24 protein-coding genes and 3 tRNA genes are annotated in these 24,080 nt (G+C 66.1%); 8 read left to right on the top strand and 19 right to left on the bottom strand.

The genetic code is table 11. From position 1 onward, the window contains the following. Window positions 1-20: 20 nt before the first annotated feature. The 5 genes from wzm to MKK62_RS07715 all read right to left on the bottom strand — a co-directional run bounded on the left by wzm (window position 21) and on the right by MKK62_RS07715 (window position 5,175). Window positions 21-851 carry a galactan export ABC transporter permease subunit Wzm/RfbD gene (gene wzm / locus MKK62_RS07735; protein ID WP_240261625.1) on the bottom strand — a complete coding sequence of 277 codons (831 nt, stop codon included), beginning with the start codon at window positions 849-851 and terminating at the stop codon, window positions 21-23. Between the two features lie 60 nt (window positions 852-911). After that, the gene (gene glfT1 / locus MKK62_RS07730) at window positions 912-1,805 is read right to left on the bottom strand and encodes a galactofuranosyltransferase GlfT1 (protein WP_434085077.1); all 894 of its coding nucleotides are present in this window, start codon (window positions 1,803-1,805) and stop codon (window positions 912-914) included. Window positions 1,806-1,875: 70 nt separating this feature from the next. Then, window positions 1,876-2,673, bottom strand: a complete 798-nt coding sequence (gene wzt, locus MKK62_RS07725) for a galactan export ABC transporter ATP-binding subunit Wzt/RfbE (protein ID WP_240261626.1) — start codon at window positions 2,671-2,673, stop codon at window positions 1,876-1,878. A gap of 7 nt (window positions 2,674-2,680) precedes the next feature. Then, window positions 2,681-3,136, bottom strand: coding sequence for a bacterial proteasome activator family protein (locus tag MKK62_RS07720; protein WP_240264251.1), 456 nt, complete (start codon window positions 3,134-3,136; stop codon window positions 2,681-2,683). 47 nt (window positions 3,137-3,183) lie between these two features. Beyond that, window positions 3,184-5,175, bottom strand: coding sequence for a DUF6541 family protein (locus MKK62_RS07715; protein WP_240261627.1), 1,992 nt, complete (start codon window positions 5,173-5,175; stop codon window positions 3,184-3,186). Window positions 5,176-5,284: 109 nt separating this feature from the next. On the opposite strand from MKK62_RS07715, the gene MKK62_RS07710 reads away from it, so the two are divergent. Beyond that, on the top strand, window positions 5,285-6,481 hold the full coding sequence (locus MKK62_RS07710) for a cysteine desulfurase-like protein (RefSeq protein WP_240261628.1): 1,197 nt from the start codon (window positions 5,285-5,287) through the stop codon (window positions 6,479-6,481). A 62-nt stretch (window positions 6,482-6,543) separates the two neighbouring features. On the opposite strand, the gene MKK62_RS07705 is transcribed toward MKK62_RS07710, so the two are convergent. Continuing rightward, window positions 6,544-7,521, bottom strand: a complete 978-nt coding sequence (locus MKK62_RS07705) for an NAD(P)H-quinone oxidoreductase (protein WP_240261629.1) — start codon at window positions 7,519-7,521, stop codon at window positions 6,544-6,546. A 56-nt stretch (window positions 7,522-7,577) separates the two neighbouring features. Here MKK62_RS07705 and MKK62_RS07700 point away from each other — a divergent pair, with 56 nt between their 5' ends. Continuing rightward, window positions 7,578-8,066 carry a MarR family winged helix-turn-helix transcriptional regulator gene (locus MKK62_RS07700; RefSeq protein WP_240261630.1) on the top strand — a complete coding sequence of 163 codons (489 nt, stop codon included), beginning with the start codon at window positions 7,578-7,580 and terminating at the stop codon, window positions 8,064-8,066. A 54-nt stretch (window positions 8,067-8,120) separates the two neighbouring features. Then, window positions 8,121-8,210: transfer RNA gene (locus tag MKK62_RS07695), tRNA-Ser, on the top strand. A gap of 44 nt (window positions 8,211-8,254) precedes the next feature. On the opposite strand, the gene MKK62_RS07690 is transcribed toward MKK62_RS07695, so the two are convergent. The 3 genes from MKK62_RS07690 to MKK62_RS07680 form a co-directional block, all read right to left on the bottom strand. Next, complete coding sequence (locus MKK62_RS07690) at window positions 8,255-9,433, bottom strand: IS481 family transposase (RefSeq protein ID WP_240261631.1); 1,179 nt, start codon at window positions 9,431-9,433, stop codon at window positions 8,255-8,257. Window positions 9,434-9,629: 196 nt separating this feature from the next. Next, on the bottom strand, window positions 9,630-10,976 hold the full coding sequence (locus MKK62_RS07685; protein ID WP_240261632.1) for a phosphotransferase: 1,347 nt from the start codon (window positions 10,974-10,976) through the stop codon (window positions 9,630-9,632). Window positions 10,977-10,984: 8 nt separating this feature from the next. Then, window positions 10,985-11,182 (bottom strand): hypothetical protein, encoded by a 198-nt coding sequence (locus MKK62_RS07680; RefSeq protein ID WP_240261633.1) that lies wholly within the window; start codon window positions 11,180-11,182, stop codon window positions 10,985-10,987. A 240-nt stretch (window positions 11,183-11,422) separates the two neighbouring features. Between MKK62_RS07680 and MKK62_RS07675 the strand changes: the two genes are divergently transcribed. Continuing rightward, window positions 11,423-12,076 (top strand): DUF1345 domain-containing protein, encoded by a 654-nt coding sequence (locus MKK62_RS07675; RefSeq protein ID WP_240261634.1) that lies wholly within the window; start codon window positions 11,423-11,425, stop codon window positions 12,074-12,076. Between the two features lie 4 nt (window positions 12,077-12,080). On the opposite strand, the gene MKK62_RS07670 is transcribed toward MKK62_RS07675, so the two are convergent. Then, the gene (locus MKK62_RS07670) at window positions 12,081-12,398 is read right to left on the bottom strand and encodes a hypothetical protein (protein ID WP_240261635.1); all 318 of its coding nucleotides are present in this window, start codon (window positions 12,396-12,398) and stop codon (window positions 12,081-12,083) included. A gap of 95 nt (window positions 12,399-12,493) precedes the next feature. Next, complete coding sequence (gene lipE / locus MKK62_RS07665) at window positions 12,494-13,735, bottom strand: lipase LipE (protein WP_240261636.1); 1,242 nt, start codon at window positions 13,733-13,735, stop codon at window positions 12,494-12,496. A gap of 111 nt (window positions 13,736-13,846) precedes the next feature. Between lipE and MKK62_RS07660 the strand changes: the two genes are divergently transcribed. Next, window positions 13,847-15,205, top strand: coding sequence for an HNH endonuclease signature motif containing protein (locus MKK62_RS07660; protein ID WP_240261637.1), 1,359 nt, complete (start codon window positions 13,847-13,849; stop codon window positions 15,203-15,205). A 9-nt stretch (window positions 15,206-15,214) separates the two neighbouring features. Here MKK62_RS07660 and MKK62_RS07655 read toward each other — a convergent pair whose 3' ends face one another. Genes MKK62_RS07655 through MKK62_RS07645 form a run of 3 tightly spaced genes read right to left on the bottom strand, consistent with a single transcriptional unit; the run spans window position 15,215 to window position 17,408 of the window. Further along, window positions 15,215-16,321, bottom strand: a complete 1,107-nt coding sequence (locus MKK62_RS07655; RefSeq protein WP_240261638.1) for an Rv2629 family ribosome hibernation factor — start codon at window positions 16,319-16,321, stop codon at window positions 15,215-15,217. Between the two features lie 36 nt (window positions 16,322-16,357). After that, complete coding sequence (locus tag MKK62_RS07650; RefSeq protein WP_240261639.1) at window positions 16,358-16,546, bottom strand: hypothetical protein; 189 nt, start codon at window positions 16,544-16,546, stop codon at window positions 16,358-16,360. Between the two features lie 37 nt (window positions 16,547-16,583). Beyond that, window positions 16,584-17,408: a crotonase/enoyl-CoA hydratase family protein gene (locus MKK62_RS07645; protein WP_240261640.1), complete on the bottom strand. Its 825-nt coding sequence runs from the start codon at window positions 17,406-17,408 to the stop codon at window positions 16,584-16,586. A 23-nt stretch (window positions 17,409-17,431) separates the two neighbouring features. Between MKK62_RS07645 and MKK62_RS07640 the strand changes: the two genes are divergently transcribed. Beyond that, entirely contained in the window at window positions 17,432-18,025 is a 594-nt protein-coding gene (locus MKK62_RS07640; RefSeq protein ID WP_240261641.1) for a TIGR03086 family metal-binding protein, read from the top strand. Here the strand turns inward: MKK62_RS07640 and MKK62_RS07635 are convergent. Continuing rightward, window positions 18,022-18,489 (bottom strand): DUF4334 domain-containing protein, encoded by a 468-nt coding sequence (locus MKK62_RS07635; RefSeq protein WP_240261642.1) that lies wholly within the window; start codon window positions 18,487-18,489, stop codon window positions 18,022-18,024. The genes MKK62_RS07640 and MKK62_RS07635 overlap by 4 nt on opposite strands. A gap of 15 nt (window positions 18,490-18,504) precedes the next feature. Next, the gene (locus tag MKK62_RS07630; protein WP_240261643.1) at window positions 18,505-19,578 is read right to left on the bottom strand and encodes a pyridoxal phosphate-dependent aminotransferase; all 1,074 of its coding nucleotides are present in this window, start codon (window positions 19,576-19,578) and stop codon (window positions 18,505-18,507) included. A gap of 88 nt (window positions 19,579-19,666) precedes the next feature. On the opposite strand from MKK62_RS07630, the gene MKK62_RS07625 reads away from it, so the two are divergent. Next, window positions 19,667-19,758, top strand: a tRNA-Ser gene (locus tag MKK62_RS07625). A 93-nt stretch (window positions 19,759-19,851) separates the two neighbouring features. Beyond that, window positions 19,852-19,924 (top strand) — tRNA-Arg (locus MKK62_RS07620). Between the two features lie 10 nt (window positions 19,925-19,934). On the opposite strand, the gene MKK62_RS07615 is transcribed toward MKK62_RS07620, so the two are convergent. Genes MKK62_RS07615 through MKK62_RS07605 form a run of 3 tightly spaced genes read right to left on the bottom strand, consistent with a single transcriptional unit; the run spans window position 19,935 to window position 24,078 of the window. Next, window positions 19,935-21,293 (bottom strand): phenylacetate--CoA ligase family protein, encoded by a 1,359-nt coding sequence (locus MKK62_RS07615; RefSeq protein WP_240261644.1) that lies wholly within the window; start codon window positions 21,291-21,293, stop codon window positions 19,935-19,937. Between the two features lie 22 nt (window positions 21,294-21,315). Next, the gene (locus tag MKK62_RS07610; RefSeq protein ID WP_240261645.1) at window positions 21,316-22,788 is read right to left on the bottom strand and encodes an amino acid adenylation domain-containing protein; all 1,473 of its coding nucleotides are present in this window, start codon (window positions 22,786-22,788) and stop codon (window positions 21,316-21,318) included. A gap of 3 nt (window positions 22,789-22,791) precedes the next feature. Further along, on the bottom strand, window positions 22,792-24,078 hold the full coding sequence (locus MKK62_RS07605) for an O-acetylhomoserine aminocarboxypropyltransferase/cysteine synthase family protein (RefSeq protein WP_240261646.1): 1,287 nt from the start codon (window positions 24,076-24,078) through the stop codon (window positions 22,792-22,794). Window positions 24,079-24,080: the final 2 nt, after the last annotated feature.

Genomic DNA, 24,080 nt, shown 5'->3' with positions numbered 1-24,080 from the left:
CACGGCCAGAAGCTGGCCAGCTACACCCAGTAAGCGACCCGGGCCCGGTACTGGCGCATCGCGAAGGCCGCCACCAGCCAACCCAGCACCGTCAGCCCGATCACGACGACCCAGTGCCGCAATTCCTGGTGAGCGCCCAGCAGCGGTGCCCGCACCAGATCCAGGTAATGCAGCAGCGGGTTGAGCTCGACGATCTTCGACCATTGCCCGGCCCCCTGCGCGCGCAGGGTGTCGTCGTTCCAAATGATCGGGGTCATGAAGAACAGCAGCTGCACGATCGAGAACAGCAGCGGCCCAATGTCGCGGAAACGCGTGGCCAGGATGCCGAAGCAGAGCGACACCCAGACACAGTTCAATACGATCAGCCCCAACGCCGGGATCACCGCGAGATCGGCCCACGACCACGGCTTGGGATAGATGATCGCGATGACCACGTAGATGACGATGTTGTGCGCGAACAGGATCATCTGTCGCCACACCAACCGGTAGACGTGCACGCTCAGCGGCGTCGGCAGCTGCTTGATCAGCCCCTCGTTGGCGACGAACACCTCCGCGCCCTCAAGGATCGAGGCGTTGATCAGATTCCAGATGATCAGCCCGAGCGTGACGTAGGGCAGATGCACCGACAGCTGTAGATGAAACAGCTTGGAATACAGGCCGCCCATCGCCACCGCGGTGGTGCCGGTCGCGATCGTGATCCAGAACGGCCCCAGCACCGACCGGCGGTAGCGCTGCTTGATGTCCTGCCAGCCCAGATGCAGCCACAGCTCGCGGCGGCGGTAGCCGTCGACCAGGTCACCCCAGGCCCGGGTCATCGTCTTCGACTGGGCCGCGACATCAGCGATGGTCATGGCGCCACTCCTCCTGGCCTATCCGGATCGCACTGCCCTGTTTACCGTCGTCGGCGCGGGTCATTGAGAGGGCCTTTCGAACTGTTCCCGGCGGCCCAGCCGGCGCAGCCGCAGCCATTCCAGCAGACCTTTGGGGTCACGACGGGAGATCAGGAAGAACCAGCCGAACCGGATCCACTCCTGGAGGAGCAATTTACGCAGACCCGGCTGCGCCATCAGGTAGCCGCGGTTGCGATAGGTGAAGTAGCGCTTGGTCTCGTCGTCGGGATATTGCGTGTGCATCCGGCCGCCCAGGATCGGCTTGAATTCCGCCGAGCCGCACGGGTGCAGATACGCTGTGTCCAGACAGGTCCCGAACGCCAGTCCGGAGCGGACCAGTCGACGATGCATCTCGACTTCGTCGCCGCGGACGAACAGCCGCAGGTCCGGAACCCCGACGGCCTCGAACGCCGACGCCCGGAACAGCGCGCCGTTGAACAACGACGCGATGCCCGGCAGCAGATCCTGGCCGGGCTCACTGCGCAGTTCGCTGACCCGTCGACGCCAGACCAAGCCGCGCCGCAACGGAAATGCCAGCTTCTCCGGCTCGTCAGCGTTGCACACCATCGGTGACACCTCGGCCAGCCGATGTTTGTCGGCACAGGCCAGCAGCGTGGCCAGCACCTCGCCGTCCTGCGGGTGGCCGTCGTCGTCGGCCAACCACACCCAGTCGGCGCCTAACGCCAGCGCGTGCAGGATGCCGAGCGCGAAACCGCCGGCGCCGCCGAGGTTTCGGCGCGAGGGCAGGTAGGTCGTCGGGACGGGTTGTCCGGCAACCAGATCGCGCACGCGTTCCTCGGCGGCGTTGTCGACCACGATCAGCTGGTCCAGCGGGCGACTCTGGCTGCTCAGCACGTCCAGCGACTTCGCGAGCAGGTCGGCGCGCCGGTGAGTCACCACGACGGCAACCACCATCGGGCTTATGCGCCGCTCCTCAGCATTGGCGTCGCTCATGCGGCGCGCCGGTTCGTGTCGCCGGCGGAACTCATACGCTGTCGCGTTCCGTTTCGGCCAGCACCTCGCGGACGTGACGGGCCGCGTCCTCACCCTCGTAGGCCCGCACGACGTCTTCGATGCTGCCGGTCTGCCGGATCACGCCGTGGTCGATCCACATTGCGGTCTTGCACAGCCGGGCCAGGAACTCGTTCGAATGGCTTGCGAACACCAGGATTCCGGAGCGCTCGACCAGGCTCTGCAATCGCGTCTGCGCCTTCTTCAAGAAGTCGGCGTCGACGGCGCCGATCCCCTCATCGAGCAGCAGGATCTCGGGGTCGATGCTGGTGACGACGCCCATCGCCAACCGCACCCGCATGCCGGTGGAGTATGTGCGCAGCGGCATCGACAGGTAGTCACCGAGCTCGGTGAAGTCCGCGATCTCGTCGACCTTCGCCAGCATCTGTTTGCGGGTTTGCCCCAGGAACAGGCCCCGGATGATGATGTTCTCGTAGCCCGAGATCTCGGGGTCCATCCCGACGCCGAGGTCGAATACCGGTGCCACCCGGCCCCGGACGATCGCCGAACCACGGGTGGGCTCGTAAATGCCCGAAAGCAGCCGCAGCAGCGTCGATTTTCCGGCCCCGTTGTGGCCGACCAGTCCGACCCGATCACCGAGTTCCAGCGACATCGTGATGTCCCGCAGCGCCTCGATGACCACCACGTTGGACGCGTTGCGGCCGATCGAGCCGCCTAAGAAGGTCTTCTTCAGCGAGCGCGACTTGGCGTCGAAGATCGGAAACTCGACCCACGCGTCGTGGGTTTCGATGTGCGGACCCGTCGATGTCACCGGTTGCCTACAGATATTGCCCGGTGCCGGAGCCGGGTCGCGCGTGACCGCCGCTGCCGGGTGGCAGGCCACGTTGCTCGCGCATCTGCTCGAGCTGCGCGCGGGCTGCCATCTGCTGGGCGAACAGCGCCGTCTGGATGCCGTGGAACAGCCCCTCCAACCAGCCGACCAGCTGGGCCTGGGCAATACGCAGCTCGGCATCCGAGGGGACGCTGCCCTCGGTGAACGGCAGGGTGAGCCGTTCGAGCTCCTCGCGCAGTTCCGGGGCCAGCCCGTCTTCAAGTTCACGGATGCTGGTGGCGTGGATCTCGCGCAGCCGGTTACGGCTGGCGTCGTCCAGCGGTGCCGCGCGCACCTCCTCGAGCAACTGCTTGATCATGGTGCCGATCCGCATCACCTTGGCGGGCTGCTCGACCAGGTCTGTGATCGAGCGGTCATTGTCGTCGTCCTGCGCTGCTGCCATGAGACGGGGGTCGACGCCGCCGATGACCTCGATGTCGTCGTTGTTACTCAATGCTTCTCACCTTTGGGAGTAGTAGGAGCGCGCTGAGGCCCGCGCCATTCGTAGATCCAGGCCGCACCGTTGTCGTAGATCTTGGTCCACCACTTCGATCGGTCTATTGACACTAGTCCGTCGGGGACCTTGAACCCCCGAACCGTGGGCGCGCTGGTCAGGATGTAGCGGATGTTGAGTGCCCCGACTGCTTCAGGCACCAGCGCCCGCTTGTCGGGGGGTACCCCTGGCAGCGCGTCTGCATCGGCATAGGCCCAGAAGATGTAGCGGTAGTAGCCCGGGCCGGTTTGCTGTGGGAAGTCGTAGTGCGTCCACAGCGGATGCAGGTCGGCGACCGCGTACATCCATGCGGTGCCGTCGACATTCGAGTTGCCGATCAGCGTGTCCCTGGCGCCTGGCAGCGAGGCCAGGTGGGCCATCGCGTCGAGGTCTTGCTGGTTGATCATCACCTGGTCGTATTTGTCGCCGAACAACACCAGGTGCCGGTAGAGGTAGTGTCTGCCGCTCAGCACTGTGGTCAATACCAGTAGCCCGACAGTCGTCGACACCCATACGGCCTCGGGAGCAGTGACGACCTTGCGGGCCAGCGCAACCGCCCCGACCACCAATGCGAACACCGCGATCGCTGCCATCGGCGTCACCAGCATCGTCACCACGGCCGAGAGGCGGCGCGGATCGTTGTAGAAGAACTGACTGAACTGCTCGATCGCGGTGCCCAGTGGATTGTGGAACGGCGCGCCCGAGTAGATCGTCGCGACGGTCAGCATCAGCCAGACCACCGGTGGCCACCACACCTTCTTGTACAGCAGGATCAGCATGCCGAGACCGCTCAGCGCGACCAGCGCGTACTGCGTCGGGAAATCGTTGAGGTGGCGGGTGTGCAGCAACAGCGCATCGATCACGCCCTGCTTGACGGTCTTGAAGCTGGGAAACGCGTGACCGGCGATGATGTCGGCCTGTTTGGCCACGCCGTAGAACTGCGGCGCCAGGATCAGCAATGCCGGCGCCGCCGACGCCGACAGCGTCAGCAGGTCCGCGAGCCGGCCGCGTACCGGATGCCACCACGCATCCATCAGCCACCACGCCGCCGCGAACAGGATCACCACGAAGCCGCCGGTGAGATGTACCGAGAAGACGCCGACGAGGGCCAGCACCGCCGCCGGGATACGGTCGCGGTGTCCCAACGTCGAGACCACCAGGACGAACGTCGGGATCGCAACGCCATACGCCGCCAGGTTCGGCATCGCCGCCGTCCCGAACTCGACATAGGGCACCGATGTAAACGACGCCGACAGCGCCGCCGCGGTCGCGGCCACACCGGCGGCGTAGGGCGTCCGGGCGCGAAGCAGATGCCAGGTGAGCATCGCGGCGCTGGTCGGGAACAGCCAGACCGCCGCGGCGACCGAGCTGAGGGTGTAACCGGTCGTCGGTGCCGCGCCGGTGAGTTGGCAGTAGACCGCTGTCAACGCATGGAACACCGAGGGGTAGTACAGCGGCTGGTGTGTCTCGACATTGCGCAGCTCTCCCATCTGCGTCGACGAGGCCTGGCCGGTGTCGAGGATGAAGCGGACCGTGTTGGCGTGCCAGACCGCGTCCCAGGTGCTGGGAATCGACTGCCAGTGCACCAGGCCGCGATAGGCCGCCCACATGATCAGCAGCGCGCCCAGCAACACCCCGGCCGCGACGGTCAACGCCTGGCGGCGGTCGATACCCAAGGCCTCCGCGGCGGCGTCACGGTAGCGGGACAGCAACGGCTGCAGACCGATCATCACGACGCACACTGCGGCGAGGGCGGCCAGGGCTGTCCAACCGTTCCACGGGATTCCGAGCGCCCCGAACGGGATGATCGCCAGCGCCACAACGCCATACGTCAGCGCCGGGCCTACCGCGATGGCGATCGGCCACGTGAGCTGGGTGATTCTTCCGACGATGGCCCCGGGGACGATGAGCAAAAACAATGCGATCAGCGTTCCGAAGCACAGCCCCACGCGACTAGTATGGCTGCCCGGGTGACCTGGCTATGGACGGCGGGGACGCAATCGGGCGCCCGCTACCGTCACGGTTTCTCTTATTGTGCAGGGCTCTAAGGTGGCTGGTATGGCATACGACGTCGCCCGAGTGCGTGGGTTACACCCGTCACTCGGGGACGGTTGGGTGCACTTCGACGCCCCGTCCGGGATGCTGATCCCCGACTCGGTGGCTACCACTGTGTCGACGGCCTTCCGCGGATCGTTCCCCAGCACCGCCGGCCCCCATCCGTCGGCCAAGCGCAGCGCGGCCGTGCTCGAAGCGGCCCGTCAGGCGGCCGCGGACCTGGTCAACGCGGATCCGCGGGGCGTGGTGCTGGGCTCCGATCGCGCGGTGTTGCTGGCATCGCTGGCCGACGCTTCGTCGACTCGCGCCGGGCTCGGTTATGAAATGGTCGTCACCCGGCTCGACGACGAGGCCAACATCGCGCCCTGGCTGCGCGCCGCCAATCGGTTCGGCGCCAAGGTCAAATGGGCCGAGGTCGACATCGAAACCGGCGACCTGCCGTCCTGGCAGTGGGAAGGGCTGATCAGTCAGGCGACGCGTCTGGTCGCGGTGAGTTCGGCGTCAGGGACGCTGGGCACCGTCACCGATCTGCGGCCCGTGACAAAGCTGGTCCACGACGTCGGCGGGTTCGTGGTCGTCGACCACTCCGCTGCCGCGCCGTACCGGTTGATCGACATCGACGAGATTGACGCCGACGTGGTGGCGATCAACGCGGTCAGCTGGGGCGGTCCGCCAGTCGGCGCGCTGGTGTTCCGCGATGCAGCGATGATCAACACCTTCACTTCGGTGTCGACCAACCCGTATGCCACCGGACCTGCACGCCTCGAGGTCGGCGTGCATCAGTACGGGTTACTCGGCGGGTTCGTCGCCAGCATCGAGTACCTCGCCTCGCTCGACGAGTCGGCTCGCGGGACTCGGCGCGAACGCCTGTCCACCTCGATTCAGTCCGCGACGACGTACATGGACGGGATCTTCGAGTACCTGATGGGCTCGCTGCGGTCGTTGTCTCGGGTGGTCGTGATTGCGCGGCCCGAGTCGCCGATCCCGGTGGTCAGTTTTGCCGTGCACGACGTGCCGGCCGAGCGGGTGGTGCAGCGGCTGGCCGACAACGGGATTCTGGCCATCGCCAATGCGAATTCTCGGGTGCTGGACGTGATCGGCGTGAACGACGTCGGTGGCGCGGTGACCGTTGGCCTCGCGCATTATTCGACGATGGCCGAGGTCGACCAGTTGGTGCGTGCGCTCGCCTCGCTCGGCTGAGACGTTCGCCGAACGCCCGGCTGGCCGGGCGTTTGCAACCCCACGCCCGGCAGGCCGGGCGGTCAGACCGTCAGCACGATCTTTCCGGTCACCTCGCCTGCGGACAGCATGCGATGCGCCTCGCCGGCGTCCTGGATCGGTACGCGCGCACCGATGATCGGGCGGACACGGCCGTCGGCGATCATCGGCCATACCGACTCGGTCACCGCTGCGACGATCTCGCTCTTGCTGTTCGGGCCGGTGGTCGGCCGCGCCCGCAGGGTGGTGCCGATGACGTGCGCCCGCTTGCCCAGCAGCTTGCCGATGTTCAGTTCGCCCTTGACGCCGCCCTGCATGCCGATGATGACCAGCCGCCCTTCGGTGGCCAGCGCGTCGATGTTCCGGTCGAGGTAGGACGCGCCCATGATGTCGAAGATGACGTCGGCGCCGTGGCCGTCGGTGGCCTCTTTCAACGCTGCGACGAAATCCTCGTCGCGGTAGTTGATCAGGATTTCGGCGCCGAGTTCGCGGCACGCCTCGAGCTTGGCCGCCGAGCCTGCGGTGACGGCTACCCGTGCGCCCAGCGCGTGAGCGACCTGAATGGCGTGGCTGCCCACTCCGCTCGCGCCGCCGTGCATGAGCAGCAGCTGGCCCTCGTCGAGGTGGGCCGTCATCACCAGGTTCGACCAAACCGTGCACGCCACTTCCGGCACACCGGCGGAATCGACCAGGTCGAGGCCGGCGGGATGAGGCAGCAACTGCCCGGCCGGGACCGCTACGTATTCGGCGTAGCCGCCGCCGGAGAGCAAAGCGCAGACCTCTTGGCCGGGCGACCAGTCGGCCACCTCGTCGCCGACGCTCTCAACGACGCCGGAGACCTCCATGCCGAGCAGCTCGCTGGCGCCGGGCGGCGGTGGGTACAGCCCGGCCGCTTGCAGCAGGTCGGCCCGGTTGACTCCCGCGGCGGTGACCTTGACCAGCACCTCGTCGGGGCCTGCGGTGACGTCGGGGACTTCCTGCCAGCGAAGTGTGTCGGCGGATTCGGCGACGATGGCGTGCATGCCCGTCACGCTACTAGCCCCTATTCCAAAGGCGATGTCTCGCATAGCATGACGTGATGGCCGCCCTCATTGCCGGCCGGACAGCCAGCGAGATGCCCGGGCTGGATATCGCTGAGCAGAAGTCGTGGCAGAACTTCCTGGATTCGACGCTGCGGTTGTACGCGGTGCTCAACCGTCGGCTCACGGAGGTCCATCAGCTGTCGCTGTTCGACGTAAGGGTGCTCGACATGCTCGTTCATTCGCCGACGGGATGCGCGCGGATGGGCGACCTCGCCGAGGCGCTGGCATCGCTGCCCAGTCGGCTCACCCGCCAGGTTCGCCGTCTCGAGGCGCAGGGGTTGGTACGCCGCGAGACCACCCCTGACGACCGGCGTGGGGTCGTCGCGGCGATCACCGACAAGGGTCGTGCGGTAGCTCGCGAGGCGATGACGACGTACGCCGAAAGCATCCGGATGCACTTCCTTGATCCGCTGTCACGGTCGCAGGTCGTCGCGCTCGGCGAGAATTGTCGGCGGATCAGTGCCGCGCTGAAGAGTGCCGACTAGGTCCGGCCCGAAGCCCTGGGCGGACTCATCAAGCCAGCCGCTACCCTTGTCCGCGGTGGCGTGGCAGAGCGGCCTAATGCACTCGCCTTGAAAGCGAGAGACGGCTAAAACCGTCCGGGGGTTCAAATCCCTCCGCCACCGCCATGTGATGAGTCGAGTCATAGGTGACAGATGAGTCGCGTCATGGGTTACAGATTCCCCGGCCATCGGCCGGGGTTTTTGTTTTGGTTGCGCCAGTAGTTTGTGTCGGCGTTGATGTGGTGGCTGCTTAGGACGTGGTGGCTGGTTTTGCTGATGACGGTGACGGTGGTGGTGGTCACCAGGATCAGGACTGAGGTGCCGGCGTGGATGCGGCCGACGCCGAGGTGGTGCAGGCGGCTGCCGTGGCGCAGGGTGAGTTTGCCGAATTGGTCGACGGTGTCGCGGCGGATGCGGAAGTGTCGGCCGCTGGTGTGGGTGGGGCCGGCTTTGGGGCGGGCGGTGTAGGCCTGGGCTGGGGTGGTGGCTGGTGGTAGGGCTCGGTGGGTGCGTTCGGTGTTGTAGATCGTGGTGAAGTCGTTGAGCAGGATTTGGGCGGCGGCGATGGTGGCGGGTCGGGGCCGGGCGGACAGCCAGCGTTTGAGGGTTTGGTGGAAGCGTTCGATTTTGCCTTGGGTTTGGGGGTGTCCGGGGTGACCGTTTTTCTGGGTGATGCCCAGGCTGTTGAGAAGGCGCTCGAAGTCGTTGTGGCCGTGGGTGAATCGGGAGGTGTAGACCGAGCCGTTGTCGGTCAGTGTGGAGGCCGGTAGTCCGTGGGTGGCGGCGGTGGCGGTGAAGCTGGCGACGATATCGGGACCGGCGACGCGGCGATAGGCGGTGCAGTACAGCAGGTATCGGGAGTGGTCGTCGAGCCAGTTGAGGATCTCGATGTCGCTGCCGTCGGCCAACCTCCAGTGGGTGAAATCGGATTGCCAGCATTCGTTGGGTTGCTCGGCGGCGAAACGGCGATAGGAGCTTTTCGGGCGTTTACGGGGTGCCGGGACGATCAAGCCGTGATGGCCCAAGATGCGCCGGATCGTGGAGACCGCCGGCACCGGCAACCCTTGCTGGGCCAGATGGTGCTGCAACGTGACCGGACCGGCGTCGAGGCCCTCGGCGACGAGCTTTTCCCGTAGCAGCACGATCGCGGCGATGACCTCATCCGAGACCGCCCGGGGGTTGCTGGCAGGGCGTCGCGACCGCGGCTCAACCGCTTCCAAACCGCCGAGCTGATAACGCTTGAGCAGCCGATAGATATGTTGCCGCGACAGCCCGTAAGCCGAAGCAGCCGCGGTGACGGTGAGGTTTCCGCTGACGACTTCCAACACGACCACACTCGCTTTCGACATGAGCCATGACTGTCACCTATGACGCGACTCATCACCGGACATCGCAGGTGTAACCCATGACGCGACTCATCTGTCACCTATGTCGTGAACTCACACACCTCCGCCACCGCCATTGTGAGGGAGAGCGTTAGCGCAGCTCATGAGGCGTCACGCTGGCTCCGGCGGGGTTCGCCGTGACCGGTGCGGCCCAGAGATTTCAGCGGCCTAGTAGCTGCGCCAAGGGGATCAGCGGCTGCACTCCGCCGCTGCGATTGAGAACTGGTTCCAGCAAACGCATCTGCCGCATGATGCGGCGATGGAAGAGCCGAATCAGATCGGCGTCCATGTCTTCGGGCGCGCCCAGCACGAATGCCTCGAGGGCCTCATCGCCCGTGCGCCAGTCGGCGCATCGGCAACCGAGCAGACGCTCGAGATCGTCGAGGTCTTCGGCTTCGATCGCGGGACCGTGCCGGCAGACCTCGGCGACGTAGCGCGCGGTCTGTGCCGTCTGACGCCGACGGAATCGGTCAATGTCGGTCTCGGCCGCCAGCTCCTCGATGACAGGTGCCAACGCGTCGAGTAGGCCCCCCTGGCGGACATCTGCGGTTGGCGGGAGTCGGTAGTCGTCGAGGGTGACGCCCTCGACCGCGGCCATTGCTTCGACTGCGTTGAGCGAGCATTGCTGGAACCACTCGAAATACTGCAGCAAGTCGCTCATCGGAAAAGGGTTGTGCAGGATCATGACCAACGAAAGAGGCGTCGTAAGCGAGAACTGCGCGGTGTGAAACTCGACCACCGGCAAGTCCAGTGGTACGCCGCAGACCTCCTCATAGCGCCGAAACGCGCGCTCCAAGTCGCCGAACGGCTCAGAGATGTTACGCAGGCGCAGTCCTGCCAGATCGTGAGAGATGTCGCCGAGGTAGGCCAGCTCGACGTCGAGCAGCCCAGTCACGCGACCATCGGCGAACATGAACTGTCCGGGATCGCCCAGTAGGAAACGAGGGTCGAACCGATGCGCGGGAACATGGCGGCGAACCCACCCGATGCCGAACTCCAGAAAAGGCTCCGGTCGGCTTTTAGCGGACCGGTACCGCGACACGGACTCTTCGAAGCTCGACAACGCATGCTGCTGAGGATCTTTCGGCCGTTTGAGCCCGACAGCCAAGAATTCATTCGGATCCAGCTGATGGATCCGCGCCAGTATTTCCATGTATTCATCGAGGACCGAGCTACGCTCCGTTGCACTCTTCGAGTTCGACAGATTGGTGGCGCCGGGCAGTCGATCCATCACGATGGCCGGTGGTGCGTCGATCCGACCGTAGATGTGTGGAACTGGGATTCCTTGTTTCTCCAGGGCCTCGAGGACATCTGCTTCGCGAAAGGTGGACAACGCGAACTCCATGCCTTCGCGGTCTCCACGCACATAAAGCCGCACGGTTGTGTTGTCGCGTTCGACGTCGGCGAACCAGGCTGGGCGCCAACGTGGTTGGCGTTCGAAGGTCTGGACGGGTCCGATGTGGCTCTCCAGCCAGCCTCGCACCGCCTCATCGGGTTCCATGGTCATCGGGGGCGTTAATCCCCATTTTCGGCGGCACCGCTGTCGATGACCATTTGCAGTCCAGTGACGCAATGCGATTCATCGGAGGCGAGGCGGACCGTGGCGTGCGAGATGTCCTTCGGCTGCGCCCAGGGCACCGGCATCACCTGGAGCAAGGGGTAGACCACAAAGGCATCGTAGTGTGTCGGAGCCTCCAGGATCTGGGACTTCACTTGCTCGACGGCAAGTGGGTGCGCTGAGCCGTCCCGACGCCCCACACTCGGTTACGTATTTGCCCGCTTCGGGGCGTCGGAGCAATCTCCGGCGTTATCGAGTGTCTCCTACGGCGCGAGACACCGTGAACTGGACGGCCTGGGCCACTCGATTGCCCACGGTGGGGTTCCACCTTTGTAGCAACAGGGCCGCCGTGCGAACGCTTGCGGGAGCGGACTGCCTGGACTACGCATAGCGTCATGCGAGTTCCGTCGATCCTGCGCCAGGATCTCTCACGCTTGGTGCACATCGGAATAGCCGCGGGGACAGGACTTGCCGCCGGAGCTGCCGTCGGGTCGACCGCGGGCTGGCGGTTTTCCTTCGCAGCGGGCTGGATCGCCACAGCGGCGGTATATCTCATCTGGGTATGGCTGAGTATCGCCAAGATGAGTGCTGCGGCCATCGAAGTCATTGTGCAGCAACGGCATCCGGGTCGAGGTCCCGCCGACCTGCTGGTGGTTATCGCGAGCATCGCGAGCCTCGGCGGCGTCGCCCGACTGCTGGCCGCCGGAAGCGGCAAAGGCCCGGACGCCACCATCGCGGCAGCCATTGGCTTTTCCAGCGTCATCGCGTCGTGGTTGGTAGTGCACGCTGTCTACACGTTGCGCTACGCCATTCTTTACTACGCCGAACCGGTCGGTGGCATCGACTTCAACGACGACGAGAAGCCGACTTTCGCGGATTTTTCTTACATCGCTTTCACGGTTGCCGTCAGCTATGGAGTGACGGACACACCGCTGCAGAAGCGCACCATCCGGGTCGCGGTCTTGCAGCACGCGCTGGTGTCGTACCTGTTCGGCACCGTGATCCTTGCGGTGGCAATCCAAGTAATCTTCACGCTCAACGGCCTGTGACCACCTAGTTACCGTGCATGGTCAGGTCGGCCAGATGTACACCGATGCCGACGGAGACGCCGATGAGCAGCAATGAGATGGCCGGCCAGATCCACATCAAGTGATTGCGGACCGCCGCCGCGATGATTCCTACCGCCCCGACCAGGATGGCGACGCCGATTCCACCCCACGTCACGATGTAGGCGGCGTTGAGCGCGTCGTAGTTGCAGGCGTGAGACCCGCACGAGTCGGTGGCCATCACGAACAAGAACGAAAACGACACCCCGCCCAACGCGCCCAAACCGGCGAGTATGCCGAGGACCACCGTCAGGGTGACGTCCACGACGGAATGTCGCCTCGGTGGGCCCGGTGGCGGGTACCCCGGGTAGTACGGGTTCGGTGGATACTGCGGCTGCACCGCTCAACTATGACGCAGGTTTACCCAACGCGCGGTATCTCAGCGGCAATGCGATCCATCAACGCGGTGTAGCGCTTGACTTCCGGGTCGCGGCCGGGCTTACCGCTACTCACGACTCCGGCGGCCAGCCCGCGTTCGGGATCGTTCCAGATCGCGCAGTTGACCAAACCTAGATGGCCGAACGCGTGCGGTGCGTTGCGGCCGAACGGCCCGAATCTCTTTGTGCCGAGCTGGAAACCAGTACCCCAGCGCGCCGGGAGCAGACCCGTAGCGACGTCCGGTCGCAGTCGGCGGGCTTGCTTCGCCGCTTGGCGCAGCGTTTCCGGGCTCATCACGCGGACACCGTCGAGTTCCCCTCCGCGACGCCATATCTCGGCGAATCGCGACATCTCGTCGGCGTTGGAGATGGTGTTCGACGACGGGACGACGGTCTTGAGAAACAGCGGTGTGTTAGTGATCGGGATGGTCTCGTAAAGCGTGCCGCCGATAGCCTTGCGAAACGCCGTCGCCAGCGGCGCCGGTAGCTGTGGGCCGGTCGGCACGCTCGGCGCGACCAAGGGGATATCTCGTTCCGCCACACCGAAATTGGTCCACCGAAAGCCCAGCGGATCCAAGATTTCAGTGCCCAGCACTTCGCGGATGTCCTTGCCGGCCGCAGCGTAGACAATCTCGCGCATCAGGGGGCCCCAAGTCAGAGCGTGATAGATGTGCACCAGGCCGGGACGGTAGAGCGGCCGTAGCTTGCCGAGTTGTTCCTGCGCGTATTCGTGGTCGTCGGCCCGCTTGAGGTCCGGCTTGGGTCCGGTCGGAAACGGCACCCCGGCGCTGTGCGTCATCACGTGGCGGACGGTGGTCCGGTCCTTGCCGTGGCTGGTGTAGGTCGGGATGTACTGGCAGACAGGGGCATCGAGGGAGAGTTGGCCGCGCTCGACGAGCATGTGCACGACGGTTGCGGTGATCGCCTTGGCTGACGAATAGACGCAGAACGGCGTATCGGTCCTGACCGGAATCTTCTCGGCGTCCGGTGGGTCGGTGGGGGCGTTGCCCCAGCCGTGTCCGATTGCTCTATTGAGCACGACCTTGCCGTTGTGCCGCAGGCAGACCTGGATCGCGGGGTGCATGCCGGCCTGGTACCAGTAACGGGCAGCCTGCCAAATGCGCTCGACGGCGCGCGGGTCGATGTCGGAATGGTCCTCGGCACCCACTGCGGTGACGGCGTCGAGGTCGTCCGGGACCTGGATTCGGCCCTGTGAGTCGTTCATGCCGCGAGGGTACGTGGCGACATTCGGTCGGAGTTATCCACAGTTGGACGGTTATCCACAATTGCCATCTTGCGAGGTGTTCTAGTCGCCCCCCGTCGTTACAATTCGAACATGCGTGCGAGTAGTCGTGAGGATGTCGTCGAGGGTCTCGACGCGCTGCGCGCTGTCATGAAACGCACCTTGGACCTCGGGTTCGACGCGTTGACCACCCCGGAGCGGCTCAACGTCCTGGAAAGCTTCGAAGTGTTCCGCCGCCAGCTGCCCGCGGTCGAACACGAGCTGATCAACGAGCTGGGCCACGAAGACCAGGCGGTGCTGGGTGGGAAACTACCCGCGGTGCTGGCCGACCGGCTCCGGATCAGCCGTTCAGAGGCCTCCCGCCGTATCCACGAAGCCGCCGACCTCGGCCAGCGACGGGCCTTGAACGGTGAGGTGTTGGCGCCGGTGTTGCCCGCGACCGCTGCCGCCCAACGCGCCGGGGAGCTGGGCGCCGGGCATGTCGCGGTGATCCGCTCGTTTTGGCAACGCATCCCCGACTTCGTCGATGTCGGCACCCGCGCACGCGCCGAACAAGAACTCGCCCAGCGCGCCACCGAACACCGCCCCGACGAACTGGCCAAACTCGCCGACCGGCTGATGGACTGCCTCAACCCCGACGGCGACTTCACCGACATCGACCGCGCCACACGCCGCGGCATCACCATCGGCCGCCAAGACATCGACGGCATGAGCAAGATCAGCGGCTATTTGACGCCCCAGGCGCGGGCCACCTGGGATGCGGTGTTCGCCAAACTCGCCGCACCCGGCATGTGCAACCCCGCCGACGCTGAGCCCTGCGCATCGGGCACCCCGTCGCAGGACGCGATCCAAGGCGACACCCGCGGCGCGTCGCAGCGCACCCACGACGCCCTGCTCACCGCCGGGCGCGCCCTGCTGGCCTCCGGCGACCTGGGCCAACACAACGGGCTACCCACCAGCATCATCGTCACCACCACACTGCAGGAGTTGGAGAAAGGCGCCGGGCGGGGTTTGACCGCCGGGGGCACCCTGCTGCCGATGTCCGATGTCATCCGCCTGGCCCAACACGCGCATCACTACCTGGCCATCTTCGACAAAGGCAAAGCCCTGGCGCTCTATCACACGAAACGCCTGGCCACACCGGCCCAACGACTCGTCCTGATCGCCCGCGACCGGGGCTGCACCTTCCCCAGCTGCGACGTCTCGGGCTACCACTGCGAAGTCCACCACGACGACCCCTACCGCACCAACCCCGTCAGCGACGTCAACCACATGACCCTGACCTGTCCGCCCAACCACGGCCTCACCGAACAAGGCTGGACCACCCGAAAAAACCACCGCGGCGACACCGAATGGATCCCACCACCCCACCTCGACCGGGGCCAGCCCCGCACGAATACGTTCCACCACCCCGAGAAGCTCCTGCTCCGGGACGACGACGAAATCCCGTAATGCGTTGTGTCAGTGCAGGGTTGGTGCGTATCGCAACACTGCGCCGACACCGTCGGCGGGCGCTATCCGCTCGTCGGTGCGAATCAGCGCGGCGCCGACCGACACGGCGAACATCGGCAACGCTTCGTCGGCGCGCAACGTTCGCGCCGGGGCTGCGCCCTGCTCTGACAACACATCCGCGTCGGGAGCGACAGTGGTGAGCTCTTCATCGGACACTACTGTCTCTTCGCCGATGTCGCCGATGATCAAAGTGTCCACGGCGCCCTGGCGCAGCCCCGAGCACACCGGTCCGAGGCCCTCGGCCGCGAGGCCAGACGGCCTGCCGACCTCGGCGCTAAACCGTTGCGCCGCATCGTCGATTGCCGCGAGTCGGCGCTTGAGCAACGCGGCCTGGATAGCTTGTGCGACCGTCTCGGCATCCTGGCCGCCATGCCGGGCGCCGACCTCCAACTCGTCGATCAAGGACTGAACTTGGTAGGGCACCAGGCCGACAAAGTCTGAGCGCGAACGAACCTCACCCATGACGAACACCGCCTCGGGACCTACCTCGCCAAGCAATTGCTCGACCCGCGTTGCCACCGCCCGTAAGTTCTTGCGCGCGGCTTCCTCGGTGCGGAGCTGAGGGTCCCCGTATCCCGAGGTCTCGGCACCCGACGCCTTGTGGACCGGGTACCCGCCACCGTCTACCGTCTCGGTGCGCTCAGTTCCGTTGATATGAGTCGTGATGTCGGCGCCGGTGTGGTCAACGGCAACCAGCAAGTGGTTCATGTCCTGGAAGCCGTGTTCTACCAACGGCACAACATAAGGCAGCTCGGACAGCCGGACGACCGGCGCTGCGGTCGGCCGGATCAGGTGCTCGTTGAGCATGACTCCGTCGGCGCTCGCTATCACACCGCGCCCGCTGCGGCCGACCGGCGGACGGGCGTCCAGCACCGCACGTTCCATCTCGGCGGTCACCGCCTGGTCGGCGCCCAGCTCCTCCAGTTGCTCGCGAATCGCGCGCCACCGCAGCTCGAGCTGAGCCTCGGCGTCGGGCGTGTCGTGGGAATCCTCGAAATAGACCGATGCGAACGGTCCGCGGGCGGTCAACAATGGGCGAAGGCGTTGAGAGTCCATGTCGAGTCGTGTTGCCCACCCGCTCCACGGCCAAACTCAGGCCCGATCGCCCTCGGTGTCGTCGAAGAACCGCCACTCGCCGTCGGCTTCGACCTCCATCCGCCAGCCCAGTTCAGAATTGTCGGCTTTCGCGTCGACGAACCAGGCGTGCGCGTCGTCGGCGCTCTCGATGTCCTTGGTGTCGACGACATCACCATGCGGATTGAGTACTCGATACGTTGCCATGCGGCGGGGTTACCCGCTGTGGCGCCGATGAATCCCGCTATTCGCCGGTGAACTGCGGCGCCCGCTTGGCGAAGGTCGCCTCGATGCCCTCGGACAGGTCCTTCGACGGCAGGAACGCGGCGTTCCATGCCGCCACATACCGCAGGCTGGCCGACACTTGCGAAATACGTTGTTGGTCAAGCACATCCTTGACGCCACGAACCGTCAGCGGCGGATTCGCGGCGATCTCGGCGGCAGTCGCGTGGGCGGCCTGCAGCGTGGCGTCGGCGTCGGCGAACACGTCGTTGACCAAACCGATCTTCTCGGCCCGCGTCGCATCGATGTCCTTGCCGGTCAGCGCGAGTTCACGCAGGTGTCCGTCGGACAGGATCAGGGGCAGCCGAGCCAGACTGCCGACATCGGCGACAATTGCGAGCTTGACCTCGCGCACCGAGAACTTCGCGTCGGCGCTGGCATAGCGAATGTCGACCGCGGAGATCAGGTCGACACCACCGCCGATGCACCAACCGTGAACAGCCGCGACCGTGGGTGTGCGGCAGTCGGCGACGGCACTGATGGCGCCCTGCATGCGCAGCACCTCGCGGTGGAATTCGGTGCGGGGGCCGGCCATCGCGCCGTCGGCGAGCACTGGCGCCAGCGTCCCGCCCATCGCCGGGAGATCCAGGCCGTAGCTGAAGTTACGGCCCGAGCCGGTCAACACGATGGCCCGTACGGCGGGGTCCGCGTCGAGTTCGGCGAACAACTCCGGCAGCTCCGACCAGAAGGCCGGGCCCATTGCATTGCCCTTGCCGGGCCCGATCAATGTCACCTGCGCGACATGGCCTGCGGTCTCGACGGCGACGGACTCGTATGGCGCACTCATCCGCAGACCGTACCGTGGTCTGCATGGCTTCCGACCTGAGACCCGGACCCGAATCACCGCCCACCGACGAGCTGCGCGCCGCCGAGGCTGCGCTGGGGGTTTTGCAGCACATCGTCCACCCGATCGCCAAGGACGAGCTGTCGCGTCCGACGGGCAGCGACGGCCTCGACGTCGCACAGCTGACCGAGCACCTGGTCGACACCATTGCCTCGATCGGAACGGCGCTCGGCGCCGAACTTCCGGAGCGCGACGCCGGCGACACCGTCGAGCGCCAGCTCATCGCGGCCGGCCGGCCGACGCTGGATGCGTTCCACCGTCGGCACAGCCTCGACGGCGAGGTCACCTGGCGCGGCAACGAGACGCCGGTGCGGACGTTGGCCGGGGTGCTGGCGTTCGGGATGTTGGTGCACGGGTGGGACTACGCCGTCGCCACCGGGACGCCTCCGGATGTACCCAACGCGCTGGCCGACTACGTGTTGGGCATCGCCCAGCGGATCGTCACCCCCGAGCGGCGCGCCAACGGCGAGTTCGGCGAGGCGATCGAGACGCCGGACAACGCCAAGGCCCTGGACCGGCTGGTCGCGTTCACCGGACGCGACCCGGCTCGGTTGAGCTAGACCCGCTCGAGGAAGAAGTAGAAGTAGCGGCCGTTATCGACGACGCTCTTGCCGTTCATGATTCCCATCACGGTGTCGTCGTCGACCTGCTTGAAGTGGTCGTGCACCGGCTGACCGTCGTAGACCATGGTCGCGGTCACCTCGCCGCGGAATTCTTCGAGCCACAGGCTGGCTTCGCCCTTGCCCATCTTGACGTTGGAAAACCGGTTGCCGTCGTCGTCGAGGCAGACCAGCGGCTGGACGTCGGAGGCTGAGTTGAACGTCTTGCCGAACCACCGCCACTTCTCCAGCTGACCGTTCATCCGGTGACCGGTGACGAATTCGCCGCCCTTCCACTCGCCGAGCATGCCCTCAATGGTGGCCGGCGGCAGGCTGGCCCAGTAGTCGTCCAACTCGGCGTCGGGGATCAGTTCGGTGCGGCCCCTGAATTCGTCGAACTTCTTGCGCGCCAACGTTTCACTCATCGCGATCTCCTCTGATCAGATCCAGTTCTCCGCGAACTTCACCATCGCATCGTTCTCCTGCGGCGCGCCGATGCTCACACGGACGCCGTCGCTGCCGTATGGCCGAACCACGATGCGCGAGGCAGCGGCCTGCTCGACAAAGTCCGCGGTCCGCGGTCCCAGCGGCAGCCACACGAAGTTGGTCTGCGATAACGGGAGGTCGAATCCGGCGTCGCGCAGCGCGTCGCTTACCCGCCTGCGCTCATCGACGACGGCGTCGGTCCGGGCCAACAACTCGTCGGCGGCGTCCAGCGAGGCGATCGCAGCCGCCTGCGTAATGCTGGACACCGTGAACGGCACGTAGGCCTTGTCCAATGCGGTGATCACGTCGGGATGCCCGACCGCATAGCCCATCCGCAACCCGGCCAGGCCGTACGCCTTCGAAAACGTCCGCAGCACAATGACATTGCTGTGTTCGCGGACCAGCGCGAGGCTGTCGGGCAGCAGACCGTCGCGAATGTATTCGACGTAGGCCTCGTCGATCGCGATCGGGATGTGCGACGGCACCGCCTCGACGAACTCGGTCAGCGCCGCGGGATCCACCACGGTTGACGTCGGGTTGTTGGGATTGCAGACGAAGATCAGCCGGGTGCGGTCGGTGACTGACGCGAGCATCGCCTGCAGGTCGAAGGTGTGGTCGGTCAACGGAATCTGCACGGGCGTAGCCCCTGCCAGGCGGACCTGCAGCGGGTAGATCTCGAAACTGCGCCAGCCGAAGAGCACCTCGTCACCGGTCGTGGACGTGATCTGGACCAGCTGCTGGCACAGGCTCACCGACCCGCAGCCGACGGCGATGTGTTCCGGTCCCCAGCCGCCCGCGCTGCCCACCCGGCCAGAGTTCAGATGCTTGGCCAGCGCGGATTTGAGCTCGACGCAGCCGTTGTCCGGATACCGGTTGATGGCGTCAGTCGCGCGCTCGATGGCGGCGCGGACGCTGGGCAGCGGGCCGAAAACGGTCTCGTTGCTGGCCAGCTTGATCGCACCCGGGACCGTCTTGCCCGGCACGTACGCGGGCAGCTCGGCCATTTCAGGGCGAAGGCGAGCAGTCATTTCGACAGCATATGTCTGTCCCGTGTACGCTCTGCTCCGCGGCGGTTCCGGGGCGCGCGTTCGGTTCCGGTACCCTCAGACGGTCCAGGGAGGCGTGCCAGAGCGGCCGAATGGGACTCACTGCTAATGAGTTGTCCCCCTTACCGGGGACCGGAGGTTCAAATCCTCTCGCCTCCGCCACGTGGCGATCGCAAGCGCGGCGAAGCCGCGCGAAGCGGGTCGGCACAACAGCACGACCAGTAGACGGTTAGACAACTAGACAACTGAACACAGGCGCCCGTAGCTCAACGGATAGAGCATCTGACTACGGATCAGAAGGTTAGGGGTTCGAATCCCTTCGGGCGCGCTCAGCAGGCTTAGGCCCCGGCGTCGAACTGCCGGCACTTTCCTCGCGTCAGTCGCTCGATCGCGTCAACCTCCCGCACCACGACGTCCCACTCCCGGCCGCCGTGCCCGCGGACCACGCCGGCCAGTTCGGCACATAACTTGTGCAGGTCGGCCGAACCGTCGGTGACCACCGAGACGTCGACTCCACGCGCCGTCTTGCCCACGAAGAAGTTGGCGACGCCGGGCGTGGCCAGCACCGCCTGCTCCAACGCAACGCGCGGCACCCGGACATCGCCGTCCTCGAAGGCTCCGTTGATCCGGCCGTTGACCGACGTGATGCGGCGATGGGCGCAACCGCACGGGCACGGGTCGTCGGTCATCGTCACCGCGTCGGCCATGTCATAGCGGATCAGCGGCTGCGTCAGGTTGAACAGATTGGTCAGCAGCATCCGCTCCGCCGGCTGGCCGAAGGGGACCGGGTTGCCGTCGGCATCCACCGGCTCGAGGATCACCAGGTCGTCGGCGACGTGCATCCCCTCTCCGACGCCGCACGGGAACGCGTACGTGCCCTCCGAGCAGCCCCAGAACTCCGACGCCTCGATGCCCCACGCGGTCCGAACCGCCTCTCGCACAGGCGCAGTGCACACCTCGCCGGCGATGCTGACCCACGTCGGTGTGATCGTGAGTCGCCCGGCGACCGCTTCCAGGGCCAGCTCGCGGATCAGGCTCGGCCATCCTTGCAGGGCCGTCACCGCGGGCTGCGCATTGTTGAGGCCGTCGATGATCTCGTGCAACGGCAACGTGGCGTCGAAGCAGTGCGAGCTCGGACCACCGCTCTCGAAAGTGCTGAACGCGTAGAAGATTCCCGACTCATGCTTGGGACTGCCGCTGAAGCACTGCGCCAGCACCGCGTCGGGGTCTTCGCCGCGCCGTCCGGTCCACCGCGAGCCCTGCATCACGAAGGTGACGAACGAGTCCCAGCCGTAGACGTGGTACGACGGCTTTTCGGTGTATCCCGACGTGACGATGGCCCGGAATTCGTCGTCCAGGTAACCGTCGCCGCTCAACTCGTCGACGTGGTGGCGAACCCGGTCGAGCGTCAGCCCGGGCACGGTGACGAGCCGGTCGAACTCCGCCATCATCTCGGCCTTGCCCAGCACCGGCAGCGACGGAAGGTCGGCTTCGGTGAACGCCGCCACGTCATGGCCGGCCAAGCGGTCGCGCCAGAACGGCGAATGCTCGGCGGCGTGCACGAGCAGGTCGCGAAGGCGCCGTTCCCGCTCGGCGGCGAGACGCTCTGCGCTCCAACGCAACCGGCGCACGCCTTTGATGTACTCGTCCTGCAACTGCGCGCGCTGGCGTCGAACCAGCTGCTCGTAGCTCGTCAACGTTCGTTTCCTTTCGGTGATTTCACGCCGCTTGGGTGGGCGGAGACAGGCCCGCGTCGGCCAGCAGTCGTCGCTCGTCGACCTTGCTGGACGAGGTCAGCGGCAAGTCGGCCACCACGACGAATTGGTCGGGCAGCATCGTGTCCGGGAGAAGTTCGCCGGCGGCCTGCCTTAACGCGAGCGGTGTCAGGTCGCCATCGGGCACCACGAAGGCAACGACCCCGAGAGCGCCCTGCAGGTCGAAGGTCGTGCACGCCGCCGATGCGACCCCGTCGATGCTGCCGAGTGTCTCGGTGAGCTCGACCAGCGACGTCCGCACCCCATGTCGCTTGATGACGCGGTCGCAGCGCCCGACGTACACGTAGTTACCCCGTTGATCGCGCGCGACCAGGTCACCGGTGCGGTAGACGGTCGACCCGGGAATGACGTCGGTGCGCAGCACCCGCGCGGTCTGCACCGGGTCGTCGACGTAGCCGGCCATCAATTGGTGTCCGCCGACGTACAGCTCGCCGACCGCGCCGGGACGATCCACCAGGGTGCCGTCCTCGTCGACGAGGTGAAACGAGCTTCCGTAATGCGGTCGGCCGAGCGGAACGGGCCCGGCGTCGAGCATCTCGGGGGTCAGCTCCAGATGGGCGACGGCGATGGTCGTCTCGGTGGGCCCGTACCGGTTCACCACCCGCAGCCCCGGACTGGCCGCCCACACCGCTCTGATGTCGGCGCTGGACGGCGCCTCGCCGCCGAGGGCCACCACCCGCAACGACGTGTCGGCCAGCGTGGCCAGCCGGCCGCTGGACCGCAACAATCGCAGGTAGCTGGGCGAGAAGCTGCTCGCGGTGATCGCCTCACCGGCGACGATCGAGAAGAACCGGCGGGGGAACAGCAGCGCCTCCCGGTCGGGGATCACCAGTGCAGCGCCGCGCATGAGCGGTGGGAAGACAGCGGAGAACGACCCGTCGAAATGCACTGGCGACACGCACAGGTACCGGTCGTCCGCGGTCAGGCCCATCGCATCGGCACAGGCCTGCACCGCGACACCGAAGGCCGATGGGGGGATCTGTACGCCCTTGGGCTTACCGGTGGTCCCCGAGGTGTAGATGACGTAGGAGATCGGGCCGGTGACGGGCGAGGGGGTGGGCTCGTCCGTCGCGCTCAACGCCCGCAGTGAGTGCGCATCGACCACCAGGGCGGGGCGACAGTCGTCGACGATCTGTGCGCGCCGGGCCTCGGGATCGGTGATCGCCAGCGGAACGAACGTGGCCCCAGCCCACAGGCAACCGAGCGCCGCCACGACGAAATCGACCGAGTTTCCGATCGACAGAGCCACCCGATCACCGGGCGTGACACCGTTCGCCCGCAGACCGGCGGCGAGTCTTCCTGCCGCGTCACGCAATTCGCCGCGGGTCAGCGCTCGGTCCAGGTCCTTGACGGCCGGGTGGTCAGGGGCTCGATCGGCGTGATGCAACACCGCGCTGAGCACGTCGTCTTCGGTCATGGCTCAACCCGTCAGCCCCGCCACCGCTTTGGCCAGCGCCTGGTCGATGTCGTCGATGATGTCGTCGATGTGTTCGATCCCGATCGACAGCCGAATCGTTTCCGGGCGGATGCCGGCCTTGGTCAGTTCGTCACCGGTCAGCTGGCGGTGGGTGGTCGACGCCGGGTGAATGGCAAGGGTCTTCGCATCGCCGAGGTTGAGCAGTCGCTTGATCAGCTGCAGCGCGTCGAAGAACGCCAGGCCCGCGTCGTAGCCGCCGTCGACGCCGAATGTGATGATCGACGGCACCCGCCCGTGCAGGTAACGCTCGACCAGGTGGTGGTACGGGTGTTCGGGAAATCCGGCGAAGCTCACCCAGCCGACCCGGGGGTCGGCGGCCAGGTAGGCGGCCACCGCGCGGGAGTTGGATTCGTGCCGCTCCAGCCGCAGGGCCATGGTCTCGAGACCCTGCAGGAGCAGGAACGCGTTGAACGGTGACAACGTGGCGCCGCTGTTGCGCAATTGAGTCGAGCGGGCCCGCACCACAAACGGCCGGTCGGGAAAATCGTGGGCGAACACGACGCCGTGGAAGGCGGGCTCGGGTGTGGTGAACATCGGAAAGCGGTCGGGGTGGTCGGCCCACGGGAACCGGCCGCCGTCGATGATCGCCCCGCCCAGCGTGGTGCCGTGGCCGCCGACGAACTTGGTCAGCGAATGCACCACCACGTCGGCGCCGTGCTGGAGCGGCTTGAGCATCAGCGGCGTGGCCACCGTGTTGTCGACGATCAGCGGTACGCCCGCCGCGTGGGCGATCGTCGAAACCGCCTCGAGGTCAACGATATTGCCGGCGGGGTTGCCGATCGTCTCGCAGAAGACGGCACGGGTGTTCTCGTCGATCAGGGGAGCGATCGATTCGGGCCGGTCGTCGACGGCGAAGCGGGCCTCGATGCCGAGGGTGGGCAGCACGTGGGCGAAGTAGGTGAACGTCGCCCCGTACAGCTGGGGTGCCACCACGATGTTCGAGCCGGCGCTCGCCACGGTCAGGATCGCGTAGCTGACCGCGGCCATTCCCGACGCGACGGCCAAGGCCGCGGTGCCGCCTTCCAGCGCGCAGATCCGTTGCTCCAGAACGTCCAACGTCGGGTTGTTGAGCCGGTTGTAGTGGAACCCGGGCGTCTCCAAGTCGAGGACGGCACCGGCGTGCTCGGCGCTGACGAAGTCGTGGGCCACTGTCTGGTAAATGGGCACGGCCACGGCACGCGTCCCGTCGGAGGTGTAACCGCCGTGGATGGCGATGGTCTCGTCGTGCATGG

Origin of the sequence: Mycobacterium paraterrae (assembly GCF_022430545.2) — a bacterium.
GTDB classification, from domain to species: Bacteria; Actinomycetota; Actinomycetes; order Mycobacteriales; family Mycobacteriaceae; genus Mycobacterium; species Mycobacterium paraterrae.
This window is presented reverse-complemented; position numbering and strand designations above follow the sequence as displayed.

What these genes read in the sequence shown, in the direction of transcription:
- wzm (WP_240261625.1), bottom strand. Translation starts at nt 851, where the DNA reads ATGACCATCGCTGATGTCGCGGCCCAGTCGAAGACGATGACCCGGGCC.
- glfT1 (WP_434085077.1), bottom strand. Translation starts at nt 1,805, where the DNA reads ATGGTGGTTGCCGTCGTGGTGACTCACCGGCGCGCCGACCTGCTCGCG.
- MKK62_RS07720 (WP_240264251.1), bottom strand. Translation starts at nt 3,136, where the DNA reads ATGGCAGCAGCGCAGGACGACGACAATGACCGCTCGATCACAGACCTG.
- MKK62_RS07710 (WP_240261628.1), top strand. Translation starts at nt 5,285, where the DNA reads ATGGCATACGACGTCGCCCGAGTGCGTGGGTTACACCCGTCACTCGGG.
- MKK62_RS07705 (WP_240261629.1), bottom strand. Translation starts at nt 7,521, where the DNA reads ATGCACGCCATCGTCGCCGAATCCGCCGACACACTTCGCTGGCAGGAA.
- MKK62_RS07700 (WP_240261630.1), top strand. Translation starts at nt 7,578, where the DNA reads ATGGCCGCCCTCATTGCCGGCCGGACAGCCAGCGAGATGCCCGGGCTG.
- MKK62_RS07690 (WP_240261631.1), bottom strand. Translation starts at nt 9,433, where the DNA reads ATGTCGAAAGCGAGTGTGGTCGTGTTGGAAGTCGTCAGCGGAAACCTC.
- MKK62_RS07685 (WP_240261632.1), bottom strand. Translation starts at nt 10,976, where the DNA reads ATGACCATGGAACCCGATGAGGCGGTGCGAGGCTGGCTGGAGAGCCAC.
- MKK62_RS07675 (WP_240261634.1), top strand. Translation starts at nt 11,423, where the DNA reads ATGCGAGTTCCGTCGATCCTGCGCCAGGATCTCTCACGCTTGGTGCAC.
- lipE (WP_240261636.1), bottom strand. Translation starts at nt 13,735, where the DNA reads ATGAACGACTCACAGGGCCGAATCCAGGTCCCGGACGACCTCGACGCC.
- MKK62_RS07660 (WP_240261637.1), top strand. Translation starts at nt 13,847, where the DNA reads ATGCGTGCGAGTAGTCGTGAGGATGTCGTCGAGGGTCTCGACGCGCTG.
- MKK62_RS07655 (WP_240261638.1), bottom strand. Translation starts at nt 16,321, where the DNA reads ATGGACTCTCAACGCCTTCGCCCATTGTTGACCGCCCGCGGACCGTTC.
- MKK62_RS07650 (WP_240261639.1), bottom strand. Translation starts at nt 16,546, where the DNA reads ATGGCAACGTATCGAGTACTCAATCCGCATGGTGATGTCGTCGACACC.
- MKK62_RS07645 (WP_240261640.1), bottom strand. Translation starts at nt 17,408, where the DNA reads ATGAGTGCGCCATACGAGTCCGTCGCCGTCGAGACCGCAGGCCATGTC.
- MKK62_RS07640 (WP_240261641.1), top strand. Translation starts at nt 17,432, where the DNA reads ATGGCTTCCGACCTGAGACCCGGACCCGAATCACCGCCCACCGACGAG.
- MKK62_RS07635 (WP_240261642.1), bottom strand. Translation starts at nt 18,489, where the DNA reads ATGAGTGAAACGTTGGCGCGCAAGAAGTTCGACGAATTCAGGGGCCGC.
- MKK62_RS07630 (WP_240261643.1), bottom strand. Translation starts at nt 19,578, where the DNA reads ATGACTGCTCGCCTTCGCCCTGAAATGGCCGAGCTGCCCGCGTACGTG.
- MKK62_RS07610 (WP_240261645.1), bottom strand. Translation starts at nt 22,788, where the DNA reads ATGACCGAAGACGACGTGCTCAGCGCGGTGTTGCATCACGCCGATCGA.
- MKK62_RS07605 (WP_240261646.1), bottom strand. Translation starts at nt 24,078, where the DNA reads ATGCACGACGAGACCATCGCCATCCACGGCGGTTACACCTCCGACGGG.